Raw genomic sequence first — 17881 nt, 5'->3', positions numbered from 1 at the left:
AAAAAAAACCGAACATCTAACTGTTCGGTTTTTTACCTTGTTAAATATCACCCTGCCACATCAAGACTCGACGCCGTCCTCACCTGCTGGATCAACTCTTCATTATGGTCCAGCATTTTGCGTAAAAACTGGTTATAGGATGCGCCTCGTTCAGAGTAGCGTCCCAGTTTATTCACCAGGTGCTCGGCCGTCACGGTATCACCCTGGCTTCTCAGCTCAGCCCGTGACTCACGCAGTTTGTTATAGGCTGCATGGGTGTTCATATTCAACAAATAGGCGGTAACGGAATCATCTACAGTGCTGTAGGACGAATACCCTTTTATTCCACCTTTGCTATTACAGCTTTTACTACCGCAGCGCATACCAAACAGGTTCTTGTTGGTTTGCGCCAGTTTAGAGGTTCCCCAACCCGACTCTGTTGCTGCCTGAGCAACCACTAAATGAGTCGGCAGAACATCAACGCGTTTTAACAGCTCATCCCATTTCACCTTCCTGGGATTTGAGTTGCACTCCATGCGATAACGACTACAGATTTGCTGTAGCTTCACGATGTCCTGCGAGCTCCAGCTCTGGGATGAACGCTTTTTTAATAGCCACTCGCGTTCCTGGCGAATTTGACTGTTTTGTTGGTCAATAATAGGTACAACTGCATTAAGAAATGCTTTTTTTCGTTGAGTGCCGGAAGGGTATTTTCGCAAATCAGGTAGGCTGTCAAGCTTATCATTGAGAGAATACTCTTGATGGATCATTGTCCCTGTTGATGCCCAACCGACCGATGAACTCACACTCAAAAAGAAAAACGCTGAACCCATTATTTTTAAAACAAGTGAAGGCATAAAAACTCCAAAACTAGTTCACAAAATAATCAGATTTCGATTTAAGATGGTCGATAATGCAGGAATAAATTAAAAGTAGCAAGTTGTAACAAAAAACGATTATCTCACCGAAATATCAATTCGACGTGTAATATTTGGATATAAAAGCATTTTTTCAGCATGAGATGTTACTGGCTGTTTAAAAAAATCATTTCTTCACTGATGGAAGTTACACAATTCTGTAGTTAACCTATGGGATATTCAATGACTTTAGCGCTGCGCTGATCTTTTCTTTGCAAAAAAAACTTTAAAATATATTAAGTTATCCGCCTGAAACTGAAACCACTCTTTCAGCCTTGCTGCCAACAACACTGTTACCAGATAATTCATCGCTGGTGAGGAAATTCACCCCCTATATGGTCTGCAACAATGTTACCTGGCTCAAGGTTTTCAAACAAAGGTATTGTAAAGGTATTATCAAGTGGTATTGTCGTGGTAAGCACTACCTAACCTACGCAGTATCATGAAAGGACTGAAACATGAATAAAACAATAGCAAAACTCTCATTCATGATGTTCATTGAATGGTTTATATGGGGAGCCTGGTTTGTACCTCTGTGGCTTTTCCTGAACTCAAGCGGCTTTACGCCAACAGAAATCGGCTGGTCCTACGCCTGTACGGCAATAGCCGCCATTCTCTCCCCTATTTTGGTGGGATCCATCACTGACCGCTTCTTCGCGGCACAGAAAGTACTGGCCGTATTGATGTTTGCCGGAGCCATACTAATGTGGCTGGCAGCACAACAAACCCAGTTCAGTACCTTCTTCCCGTTGCTGCTGGCCTATTCATTAACCTATATGCCAACAATTGCGCTCACCAACAGCATTGCGTTTTCTAACGTCGATGATGTAGAGCGTCAGTTCCCACGTATTCGGGTCATGGGCACTATCGGCTGGATTGCCTCTGGTCTGGTGTGTGGTTTCTTACCGGGAATGCTGGGCTATGGCGATATTTCTGCCAGCAATATTCCTCTGTTGATTACCGCTGCCAGCTCTGCGCTGCTGGGGGTATTTGCTCTGATGTTGCCAAATACGCCGCCGAAGAGTACCGGTAAGATGAGTATGAAGGTGATGCTGGGGCTGGATGCAATCGTTCTGTTGAAAGATCGCAACTTTCTGGTGTTCTTCTTCTGTTCATTCCTGTTCGCTATGCCGCTGGCTTTCTACTACATCTTTGCCAATGGTTACCTGACCGAAGTGGGTATGAAGAATGCCACCGGCTGGATGACGCTGGGCCAGTTCTCTGAAATCTTCTTTATGCTGGCGTTACCGTTTTTTACCAAGCGTTTTGGCATCAAAAAAGTGCTATTACTTGGCCTGATCACTGCGGCTATCCGCTATGGTTTCTTCGTTTATGGTGGTGCCGACCATATCTTCACTTATGGCCTGCTATTCCTCGGTATTCTGCTGCACGGTGTGAGCTACGACTTCTACTACGTCACCGCTTATATCTATGTTGATAAAAAAGCGCCGGTACATATGCGCGCCGCCGCTCAGGGGCTGATTACCCTTTGCTGTCAGGGCTTCGGCAGCCTGTTAGGCTACCGTTTAGGCGGTCAAATGATGGAAAAAATGTTTGCCTACGCCGAGCCGGTTAACGGACAAACGTTTAACTGGGCAGGCATGTGGGGCTTTGGAGCCATCATGATTGTGGTGATTACCATCCTGTTTATGCTGTTCTTCAGAGAATCCGACGGCGAAATCAAAACCATTGACGTCGTGGCACAAGACGCCAAATCAGCCGAAGCATAATAGATAGTGTTATCCGCCGCGGTCTTCAGCCAGTGAATTCCGCGGTACAGTAATAAAGTCAATATTAAGGGTTTATGATGAATAAAGAGAACCGCATTTTAGGTGCCTTCTATGGCCAGGCTTTGGGCGACGCAATGGGCATGCCCTCGGAGTTGTGGCCTCGTTCTCGGGTCAAATCCTATTTTGGCTGGATAGATCGTTTTTTACCGGGACCGGCAGAAAACAACGCCGCCTGCTACTTTAATACCGCCGAATTTACTGATGATACCTCAATGGCGCTGGCGCTGGCAGATGCCATCATTGAATGCAAAGGGGACATTGAGCCTGCGGTTATTGGTCGTAATATTATGAGCTGGGCAGAGAAGTTTGACGCCTTTAATAAAAACGTCCTGGGCCCAACCTCCAAGATTGCACTTAATGCCATTAAACAGGGCACGCCCATTGAGCAATTAGAGAATAATGGCGTCACCAACGGTGCCGCCATGCGGGTTTCGCCTCTTGGCTGCCTGCTACCAACCCATTCGCTGGATGATTTTATCGCCGATGTGGCCAAAGCCTCCAGCCCAACCCATAAGTCTGACGTGGCTATTGCCGGTGCCGTGGCCGTGGCTTGGGCAATTTCTAAGGCGATTGATGGTGCCAATTGGTCACAAATTTGCGATCAGCTTCCTGCGGTAGCCAAAGCGGCACAGGAAAAGCATATCACCACCTTTAGCGCTTCAATGGCGGCCAGAATCGAGCTGGCATTACACACCGCCAGGCGGGCAGAAGGCGTTGAGCAAGGGATGGAACAGATTTATCGGTTAGTCGGAGCCGGCACCAGTACCATTGAATCCGTACCTGCGGCTATCGCAATGGTTGAACTGGCGCAAACCGATCCTAACCGCTGCGCCATTCTGTGTGCCAACCTCGGCGGTGATACGGATACCATTGGTGCGATGGCAACCGCCATTTGCGGAGCCTTACACGGAATTGAGCGTATTGATCCGCAGTTAAAACAGCAGTTAGATCGGGCCAATCAGTTGGATTTCACTCACTACAGTCAGGCCTTTATCCAGCTTCGTCACCAAAGGGAGACCGCTTATGAACGCCGCTGAACTAAAAAATCGACTTCCATCGTTAATTAACCAGCGCCCAATTTGTGTGATTGGTGCCGCAGTGATTGATGTCATTGCCGATGCCTATTCACTGCCCCACCGTGGCAGTGATATTGAACTACACCAGCAAGGTGTCAATGTGGGGGGTTGTGCATTGAATATCGCCATCACCCTGCATCGATTAGGACTATCCTCCCTTAACGCTTTGCCGATGGGGCAAGGAATCTGGGCCGATATTATTCGTAAAACTCTGAATGAGAAAGGCATCGTTTCCGCACTGGAAACCGACAAAGGTGATAACGGCTGGTGCCTGGCATTAGTCGAACCCGACGGTGAACGCACCTTTCTGTCCGTCAGCGGTGTGGAAAACCAGTGGGACAGAGAAATTCTGAGTCGTCTTAAACTCCAGCCAGATACCTTAGTCTACCTCTCTGGCTACCAGTTAGCCTCTGTCACCGGAGAAGTGCTGGTTGACTGGCTGGAGTCATTGGAAAGCAGTATTAATCTGTTTATCGATTTTGGCCCGCGTATTGAAGATATATCAGAACAGCAACTGGCGCGCCTGATGGCCCTCAAGCCAATGGTCTCTCTCAATCGTCAGGAAGCCGAACTGATGAATGCCCGACTATCCGGCCATACTTCTGTTCTGAGTGCCGAAACGCTGACAGAAGACTGGTTCTGCCGCTACGGTTGTCCGTTAATTATTCGTGTCGATAAAGAGGGTGCCTGTTATCACGACGCTAAACAAAAAGGCTGGGTTAAACCGTTCGCCGCACAGGTAGTCGACACTATCGGCGCCGGCGACAGCCACGCAGGCGGAGTACTCGCCGCCCTGTCCTCTGGCTGGTCACTGCCTGACGCAGTCACCCTGGGCAATGCCGTTGCCTCTTACGTCGTCAGCCACCGCGGCGGCGACTGCGCACCATCGGTAGCCGAGTTATCGGAATATCTTAAACAATATATTTGATCAACAAAGCAGCCCTTTAGTCCTTAATCTTTGCTCTTCCCAAAGAGCACTGGAATTCAGTTGACGACTCAGAGAGGCCAGCACACCCCGCATGGACGCAGGGGGTGCAGGGGGCATTCGCCGTAATGCCTCCCTGCCCGGCCACTCGCACAGCTGTAAATCCAGACACTATAACTATTAGTGGACGAAATAAACACAGACCAAAAATCATTCTTCCGAAACAAAAACATACATATCACTACGGCACAAATTAATACTATACTCAATCAGCCGATTCAGATGATCAAACACCACCTGCTTAATCACCAGCACCGGTACCGCACTATCCAGCTTAATATGTGACTGAAATTCAACGTCCGGCATACGGGCACTGACTTTGCTTTTGGTGTGCTGAGGAATAATGTTCTGACTGCGAAAGTAGTCATACAGCGACATACCGATATCATCGGCATTTTTGATTAACTCTAGCGGAACGTAGGACTCTTCAATAGAAACCGGGTCTTCATCCACATAACGAATACGCTTAAGCATAAATACCTGGCTGTTAGCCGGAATTTTTAACTGTCCGGCAACCTCATCCGGGCAATCCACAATACTCTTATTAATCCACAGCGTATTTGGCCTTTTCCCTTGTAGTTCTATCTGTTGAGAAAAACCCTTAGCTTCTTTCAATGAATATTCAAACTTATCGCTAATTAGAGTACCAAAACCGCGGGAACGAATAACTACGCCCTGCTCATCCAGCGTCTCCATAGCTTTACGCACGGTGATTCGCGACACTCCGGTTAACTGACTTAAGTCACGCTCACCGGGCAGAATATTTCCCGGCGGCAAAATACCAGTACGCACTGCCATTTTGACCGTTTCAGCAAACTTCAGGTATAACGGCGTATTATCTGGCTCTGCAATACGCTCACAGAGTTGTTTAATCAACGTCGCGTGTGTGTTATTCATCTCAGTCAGCCCAGAGTAATTAGTTGAAAAATAATAAATTACTATTTTTTCAGTTGAAGTATCTCCATTATACTCACTCTGAATTTATCGGCATGCTTTTATTCACACACACCCCTGATTGAGAAAATGGTTTCATCGTGTTATTTCTGTCAGCCTATTGGATTATTGTCAGGGAAAGTTATGGAACTGGATGAATGAATACTCGCACCTCCGTATTAACTAAATACCTGCTCTTCCCCTATCGCCAACCAGATAAATCCGCGCTAAGTCACTATCTGCAAAACAAAACTATTCTGATTACCGGTGCCAGCTATGGCACAGGGGAAGCAGTGGCAGAGAGGCTGGCGGACTATCAGGTTCGATTAATTAAGCTATCCGGCTAACAAATGACGACAAAAACCAGCAATACCCAGCGATAACGCAGCAAAATCATCAAACGGGTGGGATTATCTGATTTGTGTCATAATAGCGTTCGATTTGCCAATGACAGAAGAGAAACAGGATTGAAAACTGATTTATCCACTATGGGGTTACGTACCCTGCTAATGCTGGCCTCAGTGGTAATTATTTTATCCGGTATTAAAGCAGCCTCTCAAATTGTGGTTCCTTTTTTGCTGGCACTTTTCTTGTCCATTGTTCTCTATCCTCTGGTACGCATGATGGCGCGCTGGCGAATACCTTCGGTACTTTCAGTGTTAATTATTATTGTTGCCATCATGATCGGTATGTTTATGGCCGTCAGCCTGTTGGGCTCTTCCCTGAATGAATTTACCCGTACCCTGCCCCAGTATCGCGGCCCAATTAGTGAACACTTACGTACCTTTCAGACCTATGCGGCACAGGTTAATATTCATATCTCTAATGAAGAGTTAATGCAGTATTTCGATCCCGGCGCGTTGGTTAGCTTTATTACCCGTATGTTGTCGGGTTTTTCCGGCATGATGACCAATATCTTTTTGTTGCTGATGACCGTGGTTTTTATGCTGCTGGAAGTTCAGACCCTTCCCGGCAAGTTAGGAAAAGCGCTGAATAATTCACAGCAAGGAATGTTGGGAATTCAGGCCGCACTGGATAGTATCAGTCGCTATATAACTATCAAGACTGCCACCAGTGTAGCAACCGGACTGATTATCTGGCTGTTTCTGTCAATTCTTGATGTTAAATATGCTCTGCTTTGGGGCGCTTTGGGCTTTTTGCTTAACTATATACCTAACATTGGTTCAGTGATTGCCGCCATTCCACCGGTGTTACAAACCCTGTTGTTCAGCGGACTGTCCGATGCGCTGATTGTAACCGCCTGCTTTACCATGGTTAATATCCTGATTGGTAATGTCGTCGAGCCGCGGGTCATGGGCCGGGGGTTGGGCTTGTCCACTTTAGTGGTTTTCCTTTCGCTCATATTTTGGGGTTGGTTACTGGGACCGGTAGGGATGCTACTCTCTGTTCCCCTGACCATTGTGGCGAAAATCATGCTGGAAGCGACCCCTTCAGGGCAGCGGCTGGCTGTTATGCTGGGAGATGGTAAATAAGGGCTTGTCCTTAGCTATTCCATCAAAAAGGTCTGCCCGACGTTTTGTCTTTACACCGTGGATTTTTTCCCCTGATTTTCCCGAGTCTGTTGTTTCCCCTGCCTCATTAATAACCCCACCGAACTTTACAAATGTTAATCAAATGTTGTGAAATATTTGTGTTATCTTTAATACAGCCAGGCAGCACTTCAAAAATAACGACTGGCGGATGCCAGCAATATCGGTAATTAATGGAGGAGCTATGTCATCTGATCTACGTCAACAGAGCCTTGATATCCTAACCGTCGGCCAACAGAAATATCACTATTACAGCCTGTTGAAAGCCGCGGCCCAATTAGGCGATATCCAGCGCCTGCCTAAATCTCTTAAAGTTCTATTAGAGAACCTACTGCGCTTTATCGACGGCGACACGGTACAGGAAGCCGATCTGGCTGAACTGGTTAAGTGGCTGGAGAGCGGCCATGCGGACCGTGAAATCGCCTATCGCCCGGCGCGGGTATTAATGCAGGATTTTACCGGCGTTCCGGCCATTGTCGATCTGGCCGCTATGCGGGAAGCCGTTCATCGCCTTGGGGGTGATGCCAGTAAGGTTAACCCTCTCTCACCCGCCGATCTGGTGATTGACCACTCGGTCACCGTGGATGATTACGCTAACGCCCGAGCCTTCACCACCAACGTTATGCTGGAAATGCAACGTAACCATGAGCGATACGCCTTTTTGCGCTGGGGGCAAAAAGCCTTCAATCGATTCCGCGTGGTGCCGCCGGGTACCGGCATTTGCCATCAGGTCAATCTGGAGTATCTGGGGCAAACGGTCTGGCAGGAGCAGCAGGACGACAAACTGATGGTCTATCCGGATACTCTGGTCGGTACCGACTCTCATACCACGATGATTAACGGTTTGGGTATTCTGGGCTGGGGCGTTGGCGGTATTGAAGCTGAAGCAGCCATGTTGGGCCAGCCGGTTTCAATGCTGATCCCTGATGTGGTTGGCTTCAAAATAACCGGACAGCTGCGTGAAGGCATTACCGCTACCGATCTGGTGCTAACCGTCACCCAAATGCTGCGCCAGCACGGTGTCGTGGGCAAATTTGTTGAATTCTATGGTGACGGGCTGGCGCGCCTGACGCTGGCAGACCGTGCCACCATCGGCAATATGTCACCGGAATTTGGTGCTACCTGTGGCTTCTTCCCGGTTGATGAAGAGACATTGCGCTATATGCGTCTGTCCGGTCGGGGTGAACAGCAAATTGCGCTGGTTGAAGCCTATTGTAAAGCGCAGGGGCTATGGCGCTATCCCGGTGATGAACCGGTATTCACCAGTACTCTGTCACTGGATTTATCCAGCGTAGAAGCCAGTCTGGCTGGCCCTAAACGCCCTCAGGACAGAGTAACATTAAGCGCCGTCAAACAGGCTTTTGCAGCCTACACTCAGTTAGACACCACTGCGCGAACGCCGCGTACCGAGCAGGTACCCGTCACCCTGAAGGAGAATACTTTTGCTCTGAAACAGGGAGCCGTCGCGATTGCCGCTATCACGTCCTGTACCAATACCTCCAACCCCGGCGTGATGCTGGCGGCCGGATTGCTGGCGAAAAAAGCGGTGGAGAAAGGTTTACAACGCCAGCCGTGGGTTAAATCCTCTCTGGCTCCCGGTTCTAAAGTGGTCACTGACTATCTGAATGCGGCAGGGCTGACGCCCTATCTGGAAACGCTGGGATTTAATCTGGTTGGCTATGGCTGTACTACCTGTATTGGTAACTCCGGCCCGCTGCTAGCGCCAATTGAAGAGGCGATCAAACAAGGGGATCTGACCGTTGGAGCCGTGCTGTCCGGTAACCGTAACTTTGAAGGCCGCATCCATCCGCTGGTGAAAACTAACTGGCTGGCCTCTCCACCACTGGTGGTGGCCTACGCGCTGGCGGGTAATATGAACGTTGATTTGTCTCAGGATCCGTTGGGACAGGATAAACAGGGAAATCCCGTCTATCTGAAAGATATCTGGCCCTCTTCCCATGAAATCGCTCAGGCGGTTGAAGGGGTTACCGCAGCGATGTTCCGCAAAGAGTATGCGGAAGTGTTTGATGGTGATGAAGAGTGGCAATCCATTAAAGTCGAAGCATCACAAACCTACCGCTGGCAGGAAGATTCAACTTACATACGTCATCCCCCATTCTTTACCACTATGCAGGCAACACCTGAAGCGGTACAGGATATTCATGATGCCCGCATTCTGGCGCTGCTGGGAGACTCCGTCACCACGGACCACATCTCTCCGGCAGGGAATATAAAGGCTAACAGCCCGGCGGGAATCTATCTTAACAATCACGGCATTGAGGCTAAAGACTTTAACTCTTACGGCTCACGCCGGGGTAATCACGAAGTGATGATGCGCGGCACTTTTGCCAATATTCGCATTCGCAATGAAATGGTACCCGGGGTTGAAGGGGGTTTTACCCGTTACGTTCCAACCAAAGAAACCCTGCCCATTTACGATGCCGCAATGCGTTACCAGCAAGACCATGTGCCGCTGGCAGTGATTGTTGGCAAAGAGTATGGTTCCGGCTCCAGCCGTGATTGGGCGGCAAAAGGGCCGATGCTGCTGGGTGTTCGTGTGGTCATTGCCGAATCTTTTGAACGTATCCACCGCTCTAACCTGATTGGTATGGGGATTTTACCGCTGGAGTTTGCGCCGGGCGTTACGCGTAAATCTTTGGGTTTAACCGGAGACGAAACGATCACCGTTACCGGATTGGCAACCCTACTACCGGGTCAAACCGTTACGGTCGTTATCACCCACTCCGATGGTCACCATGACATTATTAATACCCGCTGCCGTATTGATACCGGTAATGAACTTACCTATTACCAAAACGGCGGTATTTTGCATTATGTGATTAGAAAAATGCTGTAGTTACCGCAACCGAAAGCAGTACGAGCAACATGGATGTTGCTCCCCTTCCGTACCAACTAAAACTTTAGCTGACCATTTTATTGAGCAAATGAAATAATCGCACATACGACAATTCACACGCTTTAGAATCAATTCAACTTAAAAAAATTCTGACTTATAACCTTTCATTTTTTATCAGCGGATAAAAAAATCACAAAACCAGCACATTACAGATAGCACCAGCACGCCAGACTGATTTTTGTGAAATAACGTAGTTATAATTTTGAAACGATGTTTCATATTTACAAACAAAATATAATTTGTATGACTCAGATCACAGCTAACCACCATCATAATTAGCTAGGATTGCATCAACAAAAGCGGCACCTCGAAGCCAAATCAAAACAAAAAAATAAAATAAACCCTTTACTATCAATGGAATAATTTATTTCGAGAATTAAGTATCACAGAAAACATTAACCGATTTCATTTACTTTTAATTATTGGAACCAATAGCGCCATAAGGAGCCAACTACTCTTAACTAAAACCTATTCACTAATAGAAAAGATAAATCAGGCGGGTATAAACCCTGACTAAAACTGGGATATTCTCTGAAACTATCTTAAAAGAGCAGTCGCAACTACTTAAATTAAAAAATATTGAGCCACACAATAATACTCACTGTAATTATTGCGTGATCACAGGATACTTTTTGTTTTATTCAGCAACGATATCAATTATGCACTTATCGTTATTGGAAATAACTTACTGACTAGGTGGAAATAATATGAAAATCAAACAGGCAATTGACAAAATCCCTGGCGGATTGATGCTGGTTCCTCTGTTCTTAGGTGCTATTTGCCATACCCTGTCTCCTGGCGCGGGTAAATATTTTGGTTCATTTACTAACGGTTTAATCACAGGTACCGTGCCAATTCTGGCTGTCTGGTTCTTCTGTATGGGGGCATCCATACAACTGAGCGCAACGGGCACCGTATTACGTAAGTCCGGTACACTGGTTATTACGAAAATTGCTACCGCCTGGGTGGTTGCAGCTATTGCATCACAAATCATTCCTGAATACGGTGTTGAAGTAGGCTTTTTCGCCGGTATGTCTACGCTGGCATTGGTTGCCGCGATGGATATGACTAACGGTGGCCTGTACGCCTCTATCATGCAGCAGTATGGCTCAAAGGAAGAAGCCGGTGCATTCGTACTGATGTCCATTGAATCGGGTCCGTTAATGACCATGATTATTCTGGGTACCGCAGGTATTGCTTCATTCGAACCACAAGCTTTCGTTGGTGCGGTTCTGCCATTCCTGATTGGCTTCGCGCTGGGTAACCTGGATCCTGAACTGCGTGAATTCTTCAGCAAAGCGGTACACACGCTGATTCCATTCTTTGCCTTCGCCTTAGGTAACACCATTAATCTGGGCGTGATTCTGGAAACCGGTCTGTTAGGTATTCTGTTAGGCGTAGGGGTTATTATTGTCACCGGTATTCCACTGATTATTGCCGACAAGTTTATCGGTGGGGGTAACGGAACCGCCGGGGTTGCGGCTTCAAGTACCGCAGGTGCTGCGGTTGCCACGCCGGTACTGATTGCAGAAATGCTACCTCAATTTAAGCCTGTTGCTCCTGCTGCCACCGCACTGGTCGCAACTTCAGTTATCGTGACTTCGGTTCTGGTGCCAATTATTACCGCCATGTGGGCAAAACGCATGGGTAATAAGACTGCAACACAAAAAGCTGAAGCCGAAACCACAGCCATTACCGACAAAGCTTAAGATTTACGCACTATCTACGTTGTTTTGAACTCTGGGTTATTTAATCAAGGATACGGGATAAGAAACATGAAAAAAATACTAGGTGCAGCACTGTTCTCATTGTTAATCAGCGGTACATGCTTTGCTCAAAGTACCGATGTTACAGCCGTAAATAATGCGGTCGAGAATATGCGTCAGGCGATGTTAAGCGCTAAGAAATCCGAGCTGGAAAAAGTAGGCGCGCCAAACCTCAGTTACGGCCACTCCAGCGGTCGCGTTGAGAATAATGCCGAATTTGTCGACGCTATTGTTACCGGCAAATCCAGCTTTGTGACGCTAAACCTGAATGACCAGACGGTTAACGTAGATGGTGATGTCGCAGTGGTTCGACACATTTTTGAAGCCAAAACCAACGACAGCGGTAAGCCCGGTGAAGTTAAAATTGGCGTCATGCAGGTATGGAAAAAGGATAAAGCCGGCGACTGGAAACTGTTAGCCCGCCAGGCTTATAAACTTCCACAGCCACAATAAGCATGACAGGGGGCCGCCATGGTTTTAAATGGCGGCTACACTAACAGGATTGATTCCTGATAAAGACAGTGGATTAGCCTTCGCATGGCGGAGATGAGACAGATAATCCTTGTTATTCATTTTGTTAAAGAGGTTCTGATATGCAAGTTCGTCAAAGTATTCACAGCGATCACGCTAAAAAACTGGATACCACTGAACTACGCCGCGAATTCCTGATTGAGAAAATCTTTGAAGCGGACCAATACACCATGACTTATAGCCACATCGATCGCATCATCGTCGGTGGCATCATGCCGGTCAGCAAGAGCGTGACTATCGGTACTGAAGTGGGTAAACAACTGGGTGTGAGTTACTTCCTTGAGCGCCGTGAATTTGGTGCGATTAACATCGGTGGCACAGGGGTTATTACCGTTGACGGTACCCGTTATGAAATAGGTAATGAAGAAGCTATCTATATTGGTAAAGGCGCAAAAGAGGTGATTTTCAACAGTGTTGATGCCGCTAAACCAGCCAAGTTCTACTATAACTGTGCACCGGCCCATATGGCTTATCCTACCAAACTGATCACCCGCGCCGATGTCACCCCAATGACTGTAGGTAGCCCGGAAACCAGTAACCTGCGTACCATTAACAAATACCTGATCCCTGAAGTAGTAGAAACCTGTCAGTTAAGCATGGGTTTAACCAAGCTGGCGGAAGGTAGCTTATGGAACACGATGCCAACTCATACCCATGAGCGTCGTATGGAAGCCTATTTCTACTTCAATATTGACGAAGAAAATGCCGTATTCCACATGATGGGCCAGCCACAAGAAACCCGTCATATTCTGGTACACAACGAGCAGGCCGTACTTTCACCAAGCTGGTCAATTCACTCCGGCGTGGGTACGAAAAACTATACCTTCATCTGGGGCATGATTGGTGAAAACCAAACCTATGATGATATGGACCATGTGAAGATCAAAGATATCCGTTAATTCATCTGTTATCAGCCGGTGATGCCGGCCGCTTCTATATCAAAATGGGCAACCTTAAGGCTGCCCACCAGGGAGATATTGTCATGATTTTAGATTCTTTCAATTTGAAAGGTAAAATAGCGATGGTAACCGGTTGTGATACCGGTTTGGGTCAGGGTATGGCGTTAGGTCTGGCACAGGCTGGCTGTGACATCGTTGGTGTAAACATCACCGAACCAACCGAAACTATCGAGAAAGTAAAAGCACTGGGTCGTCGTTTCTTAAGCCTGACAGCCGATCTGAGTAGCATTGAATGCATTCCCGGCCTGCTGGAAAAAGCGCTGGCCGAATACGGTAAAATCGACATTCTGGTTAACAATGCCGGTATTATTCGTCGTGAAGATGCCATCGATTTCACCGAAAAGAACTGGGACGATGTGATGAACCTCAACATCAAAACCGTCTTCTTTATGTCACAGGCGGTTGCCCGCCAATTTATCAAGCAGGGCCACGGTGGAAAAATCATCAATATCGCATCAATGCTCTCTTATCAGGGTGGTATTCGCGTTCCTTCTTATACTGCATCGAAAAGTGCCGTAATGGGAGTGACCCGTCTGCTGGCTAACGAGTGGGCAAAACACGGTATTAACGTTAACGCCATCGCGCCTGGCTATATGGCAACCAACAATACTCAGCAGTTACGTGCGGACGAAAGCCGTAGCGCTGAAATTCTGGACCGTATCCCTGCTGGTCGTTGGGGCTTACCTGACGATCTGATGGGCCCGGCGGTATTCCTCTCTTCCCCTGCTTCTGACTATATCAATGGCTACACTATTGCCGTTGATGGCGGCTGGTTAGCGCGCTAAGTTCCACCTTCTCTCTGTAGGATTTTGGGGTGCACCAGCACCCCTTTTTTATTGGCGAAGGTGATATTCTTTCTTGCCCCTTTTCTCCTGTATTTTTGTCCCCTAAAATCTCCCACCCTTTCTATTCAACCCGACACAATGCTGAAATCATCATGCTAAGAATCTTCTTATTGGCCTTACTACTGGCAACACCCGCTTTATGGCAAAAAACACTGGCAACGGAGCAGACCGTTTTTGATCGGTTTAATACCAACGCCTGTCGTGTCGGCAAGCCACACTTTCAGGTATCCGCTCTCTGTAATCAGGAAATAACGATGTTAACCAGTATGGCTATTTCATTAATGTCTTAAAGTTAACAGACTGAAATATTTATATAAACTCACCAACACATTAACTTACAACATATTGTTATTAATAATAAAAAATTTAATTGCACGAATTTTTCTATACACTGTTTGACCATAACAAAACTAACCTGATGAGCCAAACCGATACATCAACTTTATGAACAGACTCAAAACGCTATCACAACAAAAAATATCTTTAATATTAGCCATTTATATTGGTATATTTCTTAACCTTTCAGTATTTTACCGTCGTTTCAGCCATAGCTTAAGTTTTGATAAAGTCATCGAAGCCGCTACCGAAATTCTGGTTATCGTTCTTTTTACCTTTTTCCTTATGCGTCTGCTATCGCTGGGGGGAAAACTGTTTTATCGCATAACAGCTACGTTGTTTGTATTAATATCCGTTGCGGCCAGCTACTACATGATTTTCTTCAATGTGGTCATTGGCTATGGTGTCGTGATATCAGTGCTCACCACCGATATGGATATGAACAAAGAGTCCATTGGCTGGCATTTAATTTTATGGATGGTACTGGTTAGCGCCCTACCGCTGTTGCTGATCTGGAAAAATAACTTACACCATACTCTGATGGAGCAGCTCAAAACGCCCGGCCAGCGCAGGAAACCATTAGCGATCTTGCTGATAGCCGCGGTGTTAGTCTGGTTACCGCTTCATCTGCAAGGCTATGTGCAAAAAAACGAAGAAACACAGTCAAATACGGACCTGCCAAGCTATGGTGGCATAGTGGCACACTCTTACCTTCCTTCTAACTGGCTGGCAGCGCTCGGTTTATTTGCTTATACCAAAGTTGAGGGCAATCAGAATACACAGGATCTGTTCGATCCCGCTAAACAATTCACCTATGTTCCTCCGGCTGATATCGACAGTACCTATGTGGTGTTTATCATCGGAGAAACCACCCGCTGGGATCATATGGGTATGTTGGGTTACTACCGTCAGACCACCCCTAAAATGGAGAAAGAAAATAATCTCCTGATGTTTAAAGGTAAGTCTTGCGATACGGCAACCAAGCTCTCTTTACTCTGCATGTTTGTACGTGAAGGAGGAACTAAAGATAATGCCCAGCGCACATTACAAGAGAAAAACGTCTTTTCAGTAATGAAGTCATTAGGTTTTACCTCTGAGCTTTTCGCTATGCAAAGTGAACTGTGGTTTTATAACGATACCAATGTTAACGACTATCAGTTCCGTGAAACCATCGCCTCAGAGAAGCGCAACAATGGCAAACCCGTTGACGATATGCTGTTAGTCAATGAGCTACAAAAATCACTACAGCGCTACCCTAACGGTAAGCATCTGGTGATTCTGCATACTAAAGGCTCCCACTATCTTTATTCTCAGCGTTACCCCGCCAGTTTTGCGCGCTATACGCCTGAATGTATGGGTATTGACCGTTCATGTACCAAAGCGCAGTTAATTAACTCCTTTGATAACAGCGTGCTGTATGTTGATACCTTTATTACTAATGTGATTGAACAAATGCGGGATAAAAATGCGCTGGTGTTCTATGCTGCCGATCACGGTGAATCCATCAGTAATAATGCACACTTCCACGCAACCCCACGTGAAATGGCACCACCAGAGCAATTCCGGGTGCCAATTATGGTTTGGGCTTCTGACAGTTTTTTAAAACAGCCAGAACGTTATGATGCTTTTGAAAGACTGAGAGCCAAACAACGTACCGGTGCGACGCTAAACCACAAAGAGATCTTTGACTCAATGCTTGGTTGCCTGGGTTATAGTTCGCCGAATGGCGGAATTAAACAGGCGAATAACTGGTGTAGCCAATAACCTTGCGTCTGTTTTAATTTCAGAGAATATTCCGGCCGGATACCATGTGTACCTATAAACATAGTATCCGGCCGGAAGTACATCAGTGGTTAAAGTAATCCGTTATTGAATCTTTATTACCCTACTTATCCTCAACCATCTCTTCTGTATTGCCTCTCGTGCTCTGAGCATCGCCACTCAGTACATCTTCTAAGGCTTCCAGATATAGGTGAGTAAGAAACAGGCGATCCACAGTGAAAAAGTGCCTACCGCCATGGCCATACCACGAATGCGGTTAGGAAAAATCTCCGACAGTAATACCCAAGTCACCGGAGCCAGCGTCAATGCGGTAAATTACAAACTCATCAAAGTTACCGGCAATGGCGGAAAAGTGGCAGAATCATCACAACTGTCAGGATTTCTGCGTCATTAATGTTGATTACGGTATTGGCTCATCATTTGTGATTAACCACCAGATCTATCGGGGAAGCCTTTATGGTAGTGGGCAAATAGGACACACCATTATCGACCCTGATGGCAGCCAGTGTGATTGTGGTCGTTATGGCTGTCTGGAGACTATCGCTTCTCTTTCCGCCCTAAAGAAAATGGCTCGTAAGGTGCGCAAAGTTTATGTCCGGAATACTCAGGAGCAGAATTCGTCAGCAACCCCCACCACAGAATGGTTGATTACACATTATCATCAGCGAAATGAAGAAGTGCGGAGTATGGTAAATAAAGCCGCCCGCGCCATTGGGCTTAGCCTGTACAATTTTCTAAATATATTAAATATCAATCAAATATACCTATACGGACGCAGTTGTGGATTTGGTAAAGAGTGGTTACAGCTGATTCAGGAACAAACCGGTTTTAATCCTTTTGATCAAACGGATACCGTATTTATTAACGCCACGAATATTAGCTTTGGTCAGCTTTCTCGCCAACAGCAGGTGATGGGCATTGCTTACCTATATGTGGAACAAGCGCTGAAAGAAATGAACGATTAACGTCTGGTGAGTATTTTCTGGTTGATGAAAAGATGCGATCACCTGGTTATTTTTCATCCAAAAAAAAGAATAAGCTTATAGATTAATATGTTATCGGAATTTCATTTTCCGACTTAAAAATAACAAATCAGTAGTGAAAAAAGGATACCTGACACTAATGTCGGGATAATTATATAAATCAATAAAATAGAATTTTTGAATTCCCTTTTATTCCGGGAAGAATGTAATTGTGCTCTGCTGAAATACAAAGCATATCATTAGAAATCATAATGATAAGGAGCAGGATTTCATACTTTATTTCCCCTACCAAAACCACCAACTGACTTGCTTATATTTTACACAACAACTTTAATACCCCAAATACTCTGTTTATCTATAGCTAACTTAATTTAGTAAATTTAACTCAATCGCTTTCTTTATTGCGGTCGTGACGCATATTTAGTGTTGTGGTATTCTTCGCCCTTTGGATGATTGATGGCAAAGATTGATGTAGTTTGTCCCCGCTGTTCTGAAACGAGTGATGTGATCCGAAACGGTCATTCCACCTCCG

The 17881-nt window shown here is 46.3% G+C and carries 15 protein-coding genes and 2 pseudogenes; 14 read left to right on the top strand and 3 right to left on the bottom strand.

Annotated features, from left to right (window positions below):
* Nucleotides 1–47: 47 nt before the first annotated feature.
* On the bottom strand, nt 48–836 hold the full coding sequence (locus tag LPW36_RS05320) for a protein bax (protein WP_230608386.1): 789 nt from the start codon (nt 834–836) through the stop codon (nt 48–50).
* 518 nt (nt 837–1354) lie between these two features.
* Between LPW36_RS05320 and LPW36_RS05315 the strand changes: the two genes are divergently transcribed.
* The 3 genes from LPW36_RS05315 to LPW36_RS05305 all read left to right on the top strand — a co-directional run bounded on the left by LPW36_RS05315 (nt 1355) and on the right by LPW36_RS05305 (nt 4690).
* Nucleotides 1355–2626 (top strand): nucleoside permease, encoded by a 1272-nt coding sequence (locus LPW36_RS05315; RefSeq protein WP_230608385.1) that lies wholly within the window; start codon nt 1355–1357, stop codon nt 2624–2626.
* 74 nt (nt 2627–2700) lie between these two features.
* Nucleotides 2701–3723 (top strand): ADP-ribosylglycohydrolase family protein, encoded by a 1023-nt coding sequence (locus LPW36_RS05310; protein ID WP_230608384.1) that lies wholly within the window; start codon nt 2701–2703, stop codon nt 3721–3723.
* Nucleotides 3710–4690: a PfkB family carbohydrate kinase gene (locus tag LPW36_RS05305; protein WP_230608383.1), complete on the top strand. Its 981-nt coding sequence runs from the start codon at nt 3710–3712 to the stop codon at nt 4688–4690. The genes LPW36_RS05310 and LPW36_RS05305 overlap by 14 nt, the downstream gene beginning before the upstream one ends.
* 207 nt (nt 4691–4897) lie before the next feature.
* Here the strand turns inward: LPW36_RS05305 and LPW36_RS05300 are convergent, their stop codons facing one another.
* The gene (locus tag LPW36_RS05300; protein WP_230608382.1) at nt 4898–5644 is read right to left on the bottom strand and encodes a GntR family transcriptional regulator; all 747 of its coding nucleotides are present in this window, start codon (nt 5642–5644) and stop codon (nt 4898–4900) included.
* A 194-nt stretch (nt 5645–5838) separates the two neighbouring features.
* Here LPW36_RS05300 and LPW36_RS05295 point away from each other — a divergent pair, with 194 nt between their 5' ends.
* The 9 genes from LPW36_RS05295 to eptB all read left to right on the top strand — a co-directional run bounded on the left by LPW36_RS05295 (nt 5839) and on the right by eptB (nt 16348).
* On the top strand, nt 5839–6027 hold the full coding sequence (locus tag LPW36_RS05295; RefSeq protein ID WP_230608381.1) for a hypothetical protein: 189 nt from the start codon (nt 5839–5841) through the stop codon (nt 6025–6027).
* Between the two features lie 141 nt (nt 6028–6168).
* Nucleotides 6169–7173 carry an AI-2E family transporter gene (locus tag LPW36_RS05290; RefSeq protein ID WP_230608472.1) on the top strand — a complete coding sequence of 335 codons (1005 nt, stop codon included), beginning with the start codon at nt 6169–6171 and terminating at the stop codon, nt 7171–7173.
* A gap of 241 nt (nt 7174–7414) precedes the next feature.
* On the top strand, nt 7415–10087 hold the full coding sequence (gene acnA, locus LPW36_RS05285) for an aconitate hydratase AcnA (RefSeq protein WP_230608380.1): 2673 nt from the start codon (nt 7415–7417) through the stop codon (nt 10085–10087).
* Between the two features lie 767 nt (nt 10088–10854).
* Nucleotides 10855–11856: a 2-keto-3-deoxygluconate transporter gene (kdgT, locus tag LPW36_RS05280; protein WP_230608379.1), complete on the top strand. Its 1002-nt coding sequence runs from the start codon at nt 10855–10857 to the stop codon at nt 11854–11856.
* 66 nt (nt 11857–11922) lie between these two features.
* Entirely contained in the window at nt 11923–12366 is a 444-nt protein-coding gene (locus tag LPW36_RS05275; protein ID WP_230608378.1) for a nuclear transport factor 2 family protein, read from the top strand.
* Nucleotides 12367–12506: 140 nt separating this feature from the next.
* Nucleotides 12507–13343 carry a 5-dehydro-4-deoxy-D-glucuronate isomerase gene (gene kduI, locus LPW36_RS05270; protein ID WP_230608377.1) on the top strand — a complete coding sequence of 279 codons (837 nt, stop codon included), beginning with the start codon at nt 12507–12509 and terminating at the stop codon, nt 13341–13343.
* A gap of 83 nt (nt 13344–13426) precedes the next feature.
* Nucleotides 13427–14188 (top strand): 2-dehydro-3-deoxy-D-gluconate 5-dehydrogenase KduD, encoded by a 762-nt coding sequence (gene kduD / locus LPW36_RS05265; RefSeq protein WP_230608376.1) that lies wholly within the window; start codon nt 13427–13429, stop codon nt 14186–14188.
* 29 nt (nt 14189–14217) lie between these two features.
* On the top strand, nt 14218–14538 hold the full coding sequence (locus tag LPW36_RS05260; protein ID WP_230608375.1) for a hypothetical protein: 321 nt from the start codon (nt 14218–14220) through the stop codon (nt 14536–14538).
* Nucleotides 14539–14692: 154 nt separating this feature from the next.
* The gene (eptB, locus tag LPW36_RS05255) at nt 14693–16348 is read left to right on the top strand and encodes a kdo(2)-lipid A phosphoethanolamine 7''-transferase (RefSeq protein WP_230608374.1); all 1656 of its coding nucleotides are present in this window, start codon (nt 14693–14695) and stop codon (nt 16346–16348) included.
* A 204-nt stretch (nt 16349–16552) separates the two neighbouring features.
* On the opposite strand, the pseudogene LPW36_RS05250 reads toward eptB, so the two are convergent.
* Nucleotides 16553–16675 (bottom strand): annotated as a pseudogene (locus tag LPW36_RS05250) (MFS transporter); the annotation flags it as partial.
* A gap of 5 nt (nt 16676–16680) precedes the next feature.
* Between LPW36_RS05250 and LPW36_RS05245 the strand changes: the two are divergent.
* Nucleotides 16681–17331 (top strand): annotated as a pseudogene (locus tag LPW36_RS05245) (ROK family protein); the annotation flags it as partial.
* A 474-nt stretch (nt 17332–17805) separates the two neighbouring features.
* On the top strand, nt 17806–17881 hold a 76-nt coding region (locus LPW36_RS05240), incomplete at its 3' end, for an IS1 family transposase (RefSeq protein WP_338085967.1).

Source organism: Limnobaculum eriocheiris (genome assembly GCF_021010575.1).
In the GTDB taxonomy this organism is placed as follows: domain Bacteria; phylum Pseudomonadota; class Gammaproteobacteria; order Enterobacterales; family Enterobacteriaceae; genus Limnobaculum; species Limnobaculum eriocheiris.
This window is presented reverse-complemented; position numbering and strand designations above follow the sequence as displayed.

What these genes read in the sequence shown, in the direction of transcription:
- LPW36_RS05320 (WP_230608386.1), bottom strand. Translation starts at nt 836, where the DNA reads ATGCCTTCACTTGTTTTAAAAATAATGGGTTCAGCGTTTTTCTTTTTG.
- LPW36_RS05315 (WP_230608385.1), top strand. Translation starts at nt 1,355, where the DNA reads ATGAATAAAACAATAGCAAAACTCTCATTCATGATGTTCATTGAATGG.
- LPW36_RS05310 (WP_230608384.1), top strand. Translation starts at nt 2,701, where the DNA reads ATGATGAATAAAGAGAACCGCATTTTAGGTGCCTTCTATGGCCAGGCT.
- LPW36_RS05305 (WP_230608383.1), top strand. Translation starts at nt 3,710, where the DNA reads ATGAACGCCGCTGAACTAAAAAATCGACTTCCATCGTTAATTAACCAG.
- LPW36_RS05300 (WP_230608382.1), bottom strand. Translation starts at nt 5,644, where the DNA reads ATGAATAACACACACGCGACGTTGATTAAACAACTCTGTGAGCGTATT.
- LPW36_RS05295 (WP_230608381.1), top strand. Translation starts at nt 5,839, where the DNA reads ATGAATACTCGCACCTCCGTATTAACTAAATACCTGCTCTTCCCCTAT.
- LPW36_RS05290 (WP_230608472.1), top strand. Translation starts at nt 6,169, where the DNA reads ATGGGGTTACGTACCCTGCTAATGCTGGCCTCAGTGGTAATTATTTTA.
- acnA (WP_230608380.1), top strand. Translation starts at nt 7,415, where the DNA reads ATGTCATCTGATCTACGTCAACAGAGCCTTGATATCCTAACCGTCGGC.
- kdgT (WP_230608379.1), top strand. Translation starts at nt 10,855, where the DNA reads ATGAAAATCAAACAGGCAATTGACAAAATCCCTGGCGGATTGATGCTG.
- LPW36_RS05275 (WP_230608378.1), top strand. Translation starts at nt 11,923, where the DNA reads ATGAAAAAAATACTAGGTGCAGCACTGTTCTCATTGTTAATCAGCGGT.
- kduI (WP_230608377.1), top strand. Translation starts at nt 12,507, where the DNA reads ATGCAAGTTCGTCAAAGTATTCACAGCGATCACGCTAAAAAACTGGAT.
- kduD (WP_230608376.1), top strand. Translation starts at nt 13,427, where the DNA reads ATGATTTTAGATTCTTTCAATTTGAAAGGTAAAATAGCGATGGTAACC.
- eptB (WP_230608374.1), top strand. Translation starts at nt 14,693, where the DNA reads ATGAACAGACTCAAAACGCTATCACAACAAAAAATATCTTTAATATTA.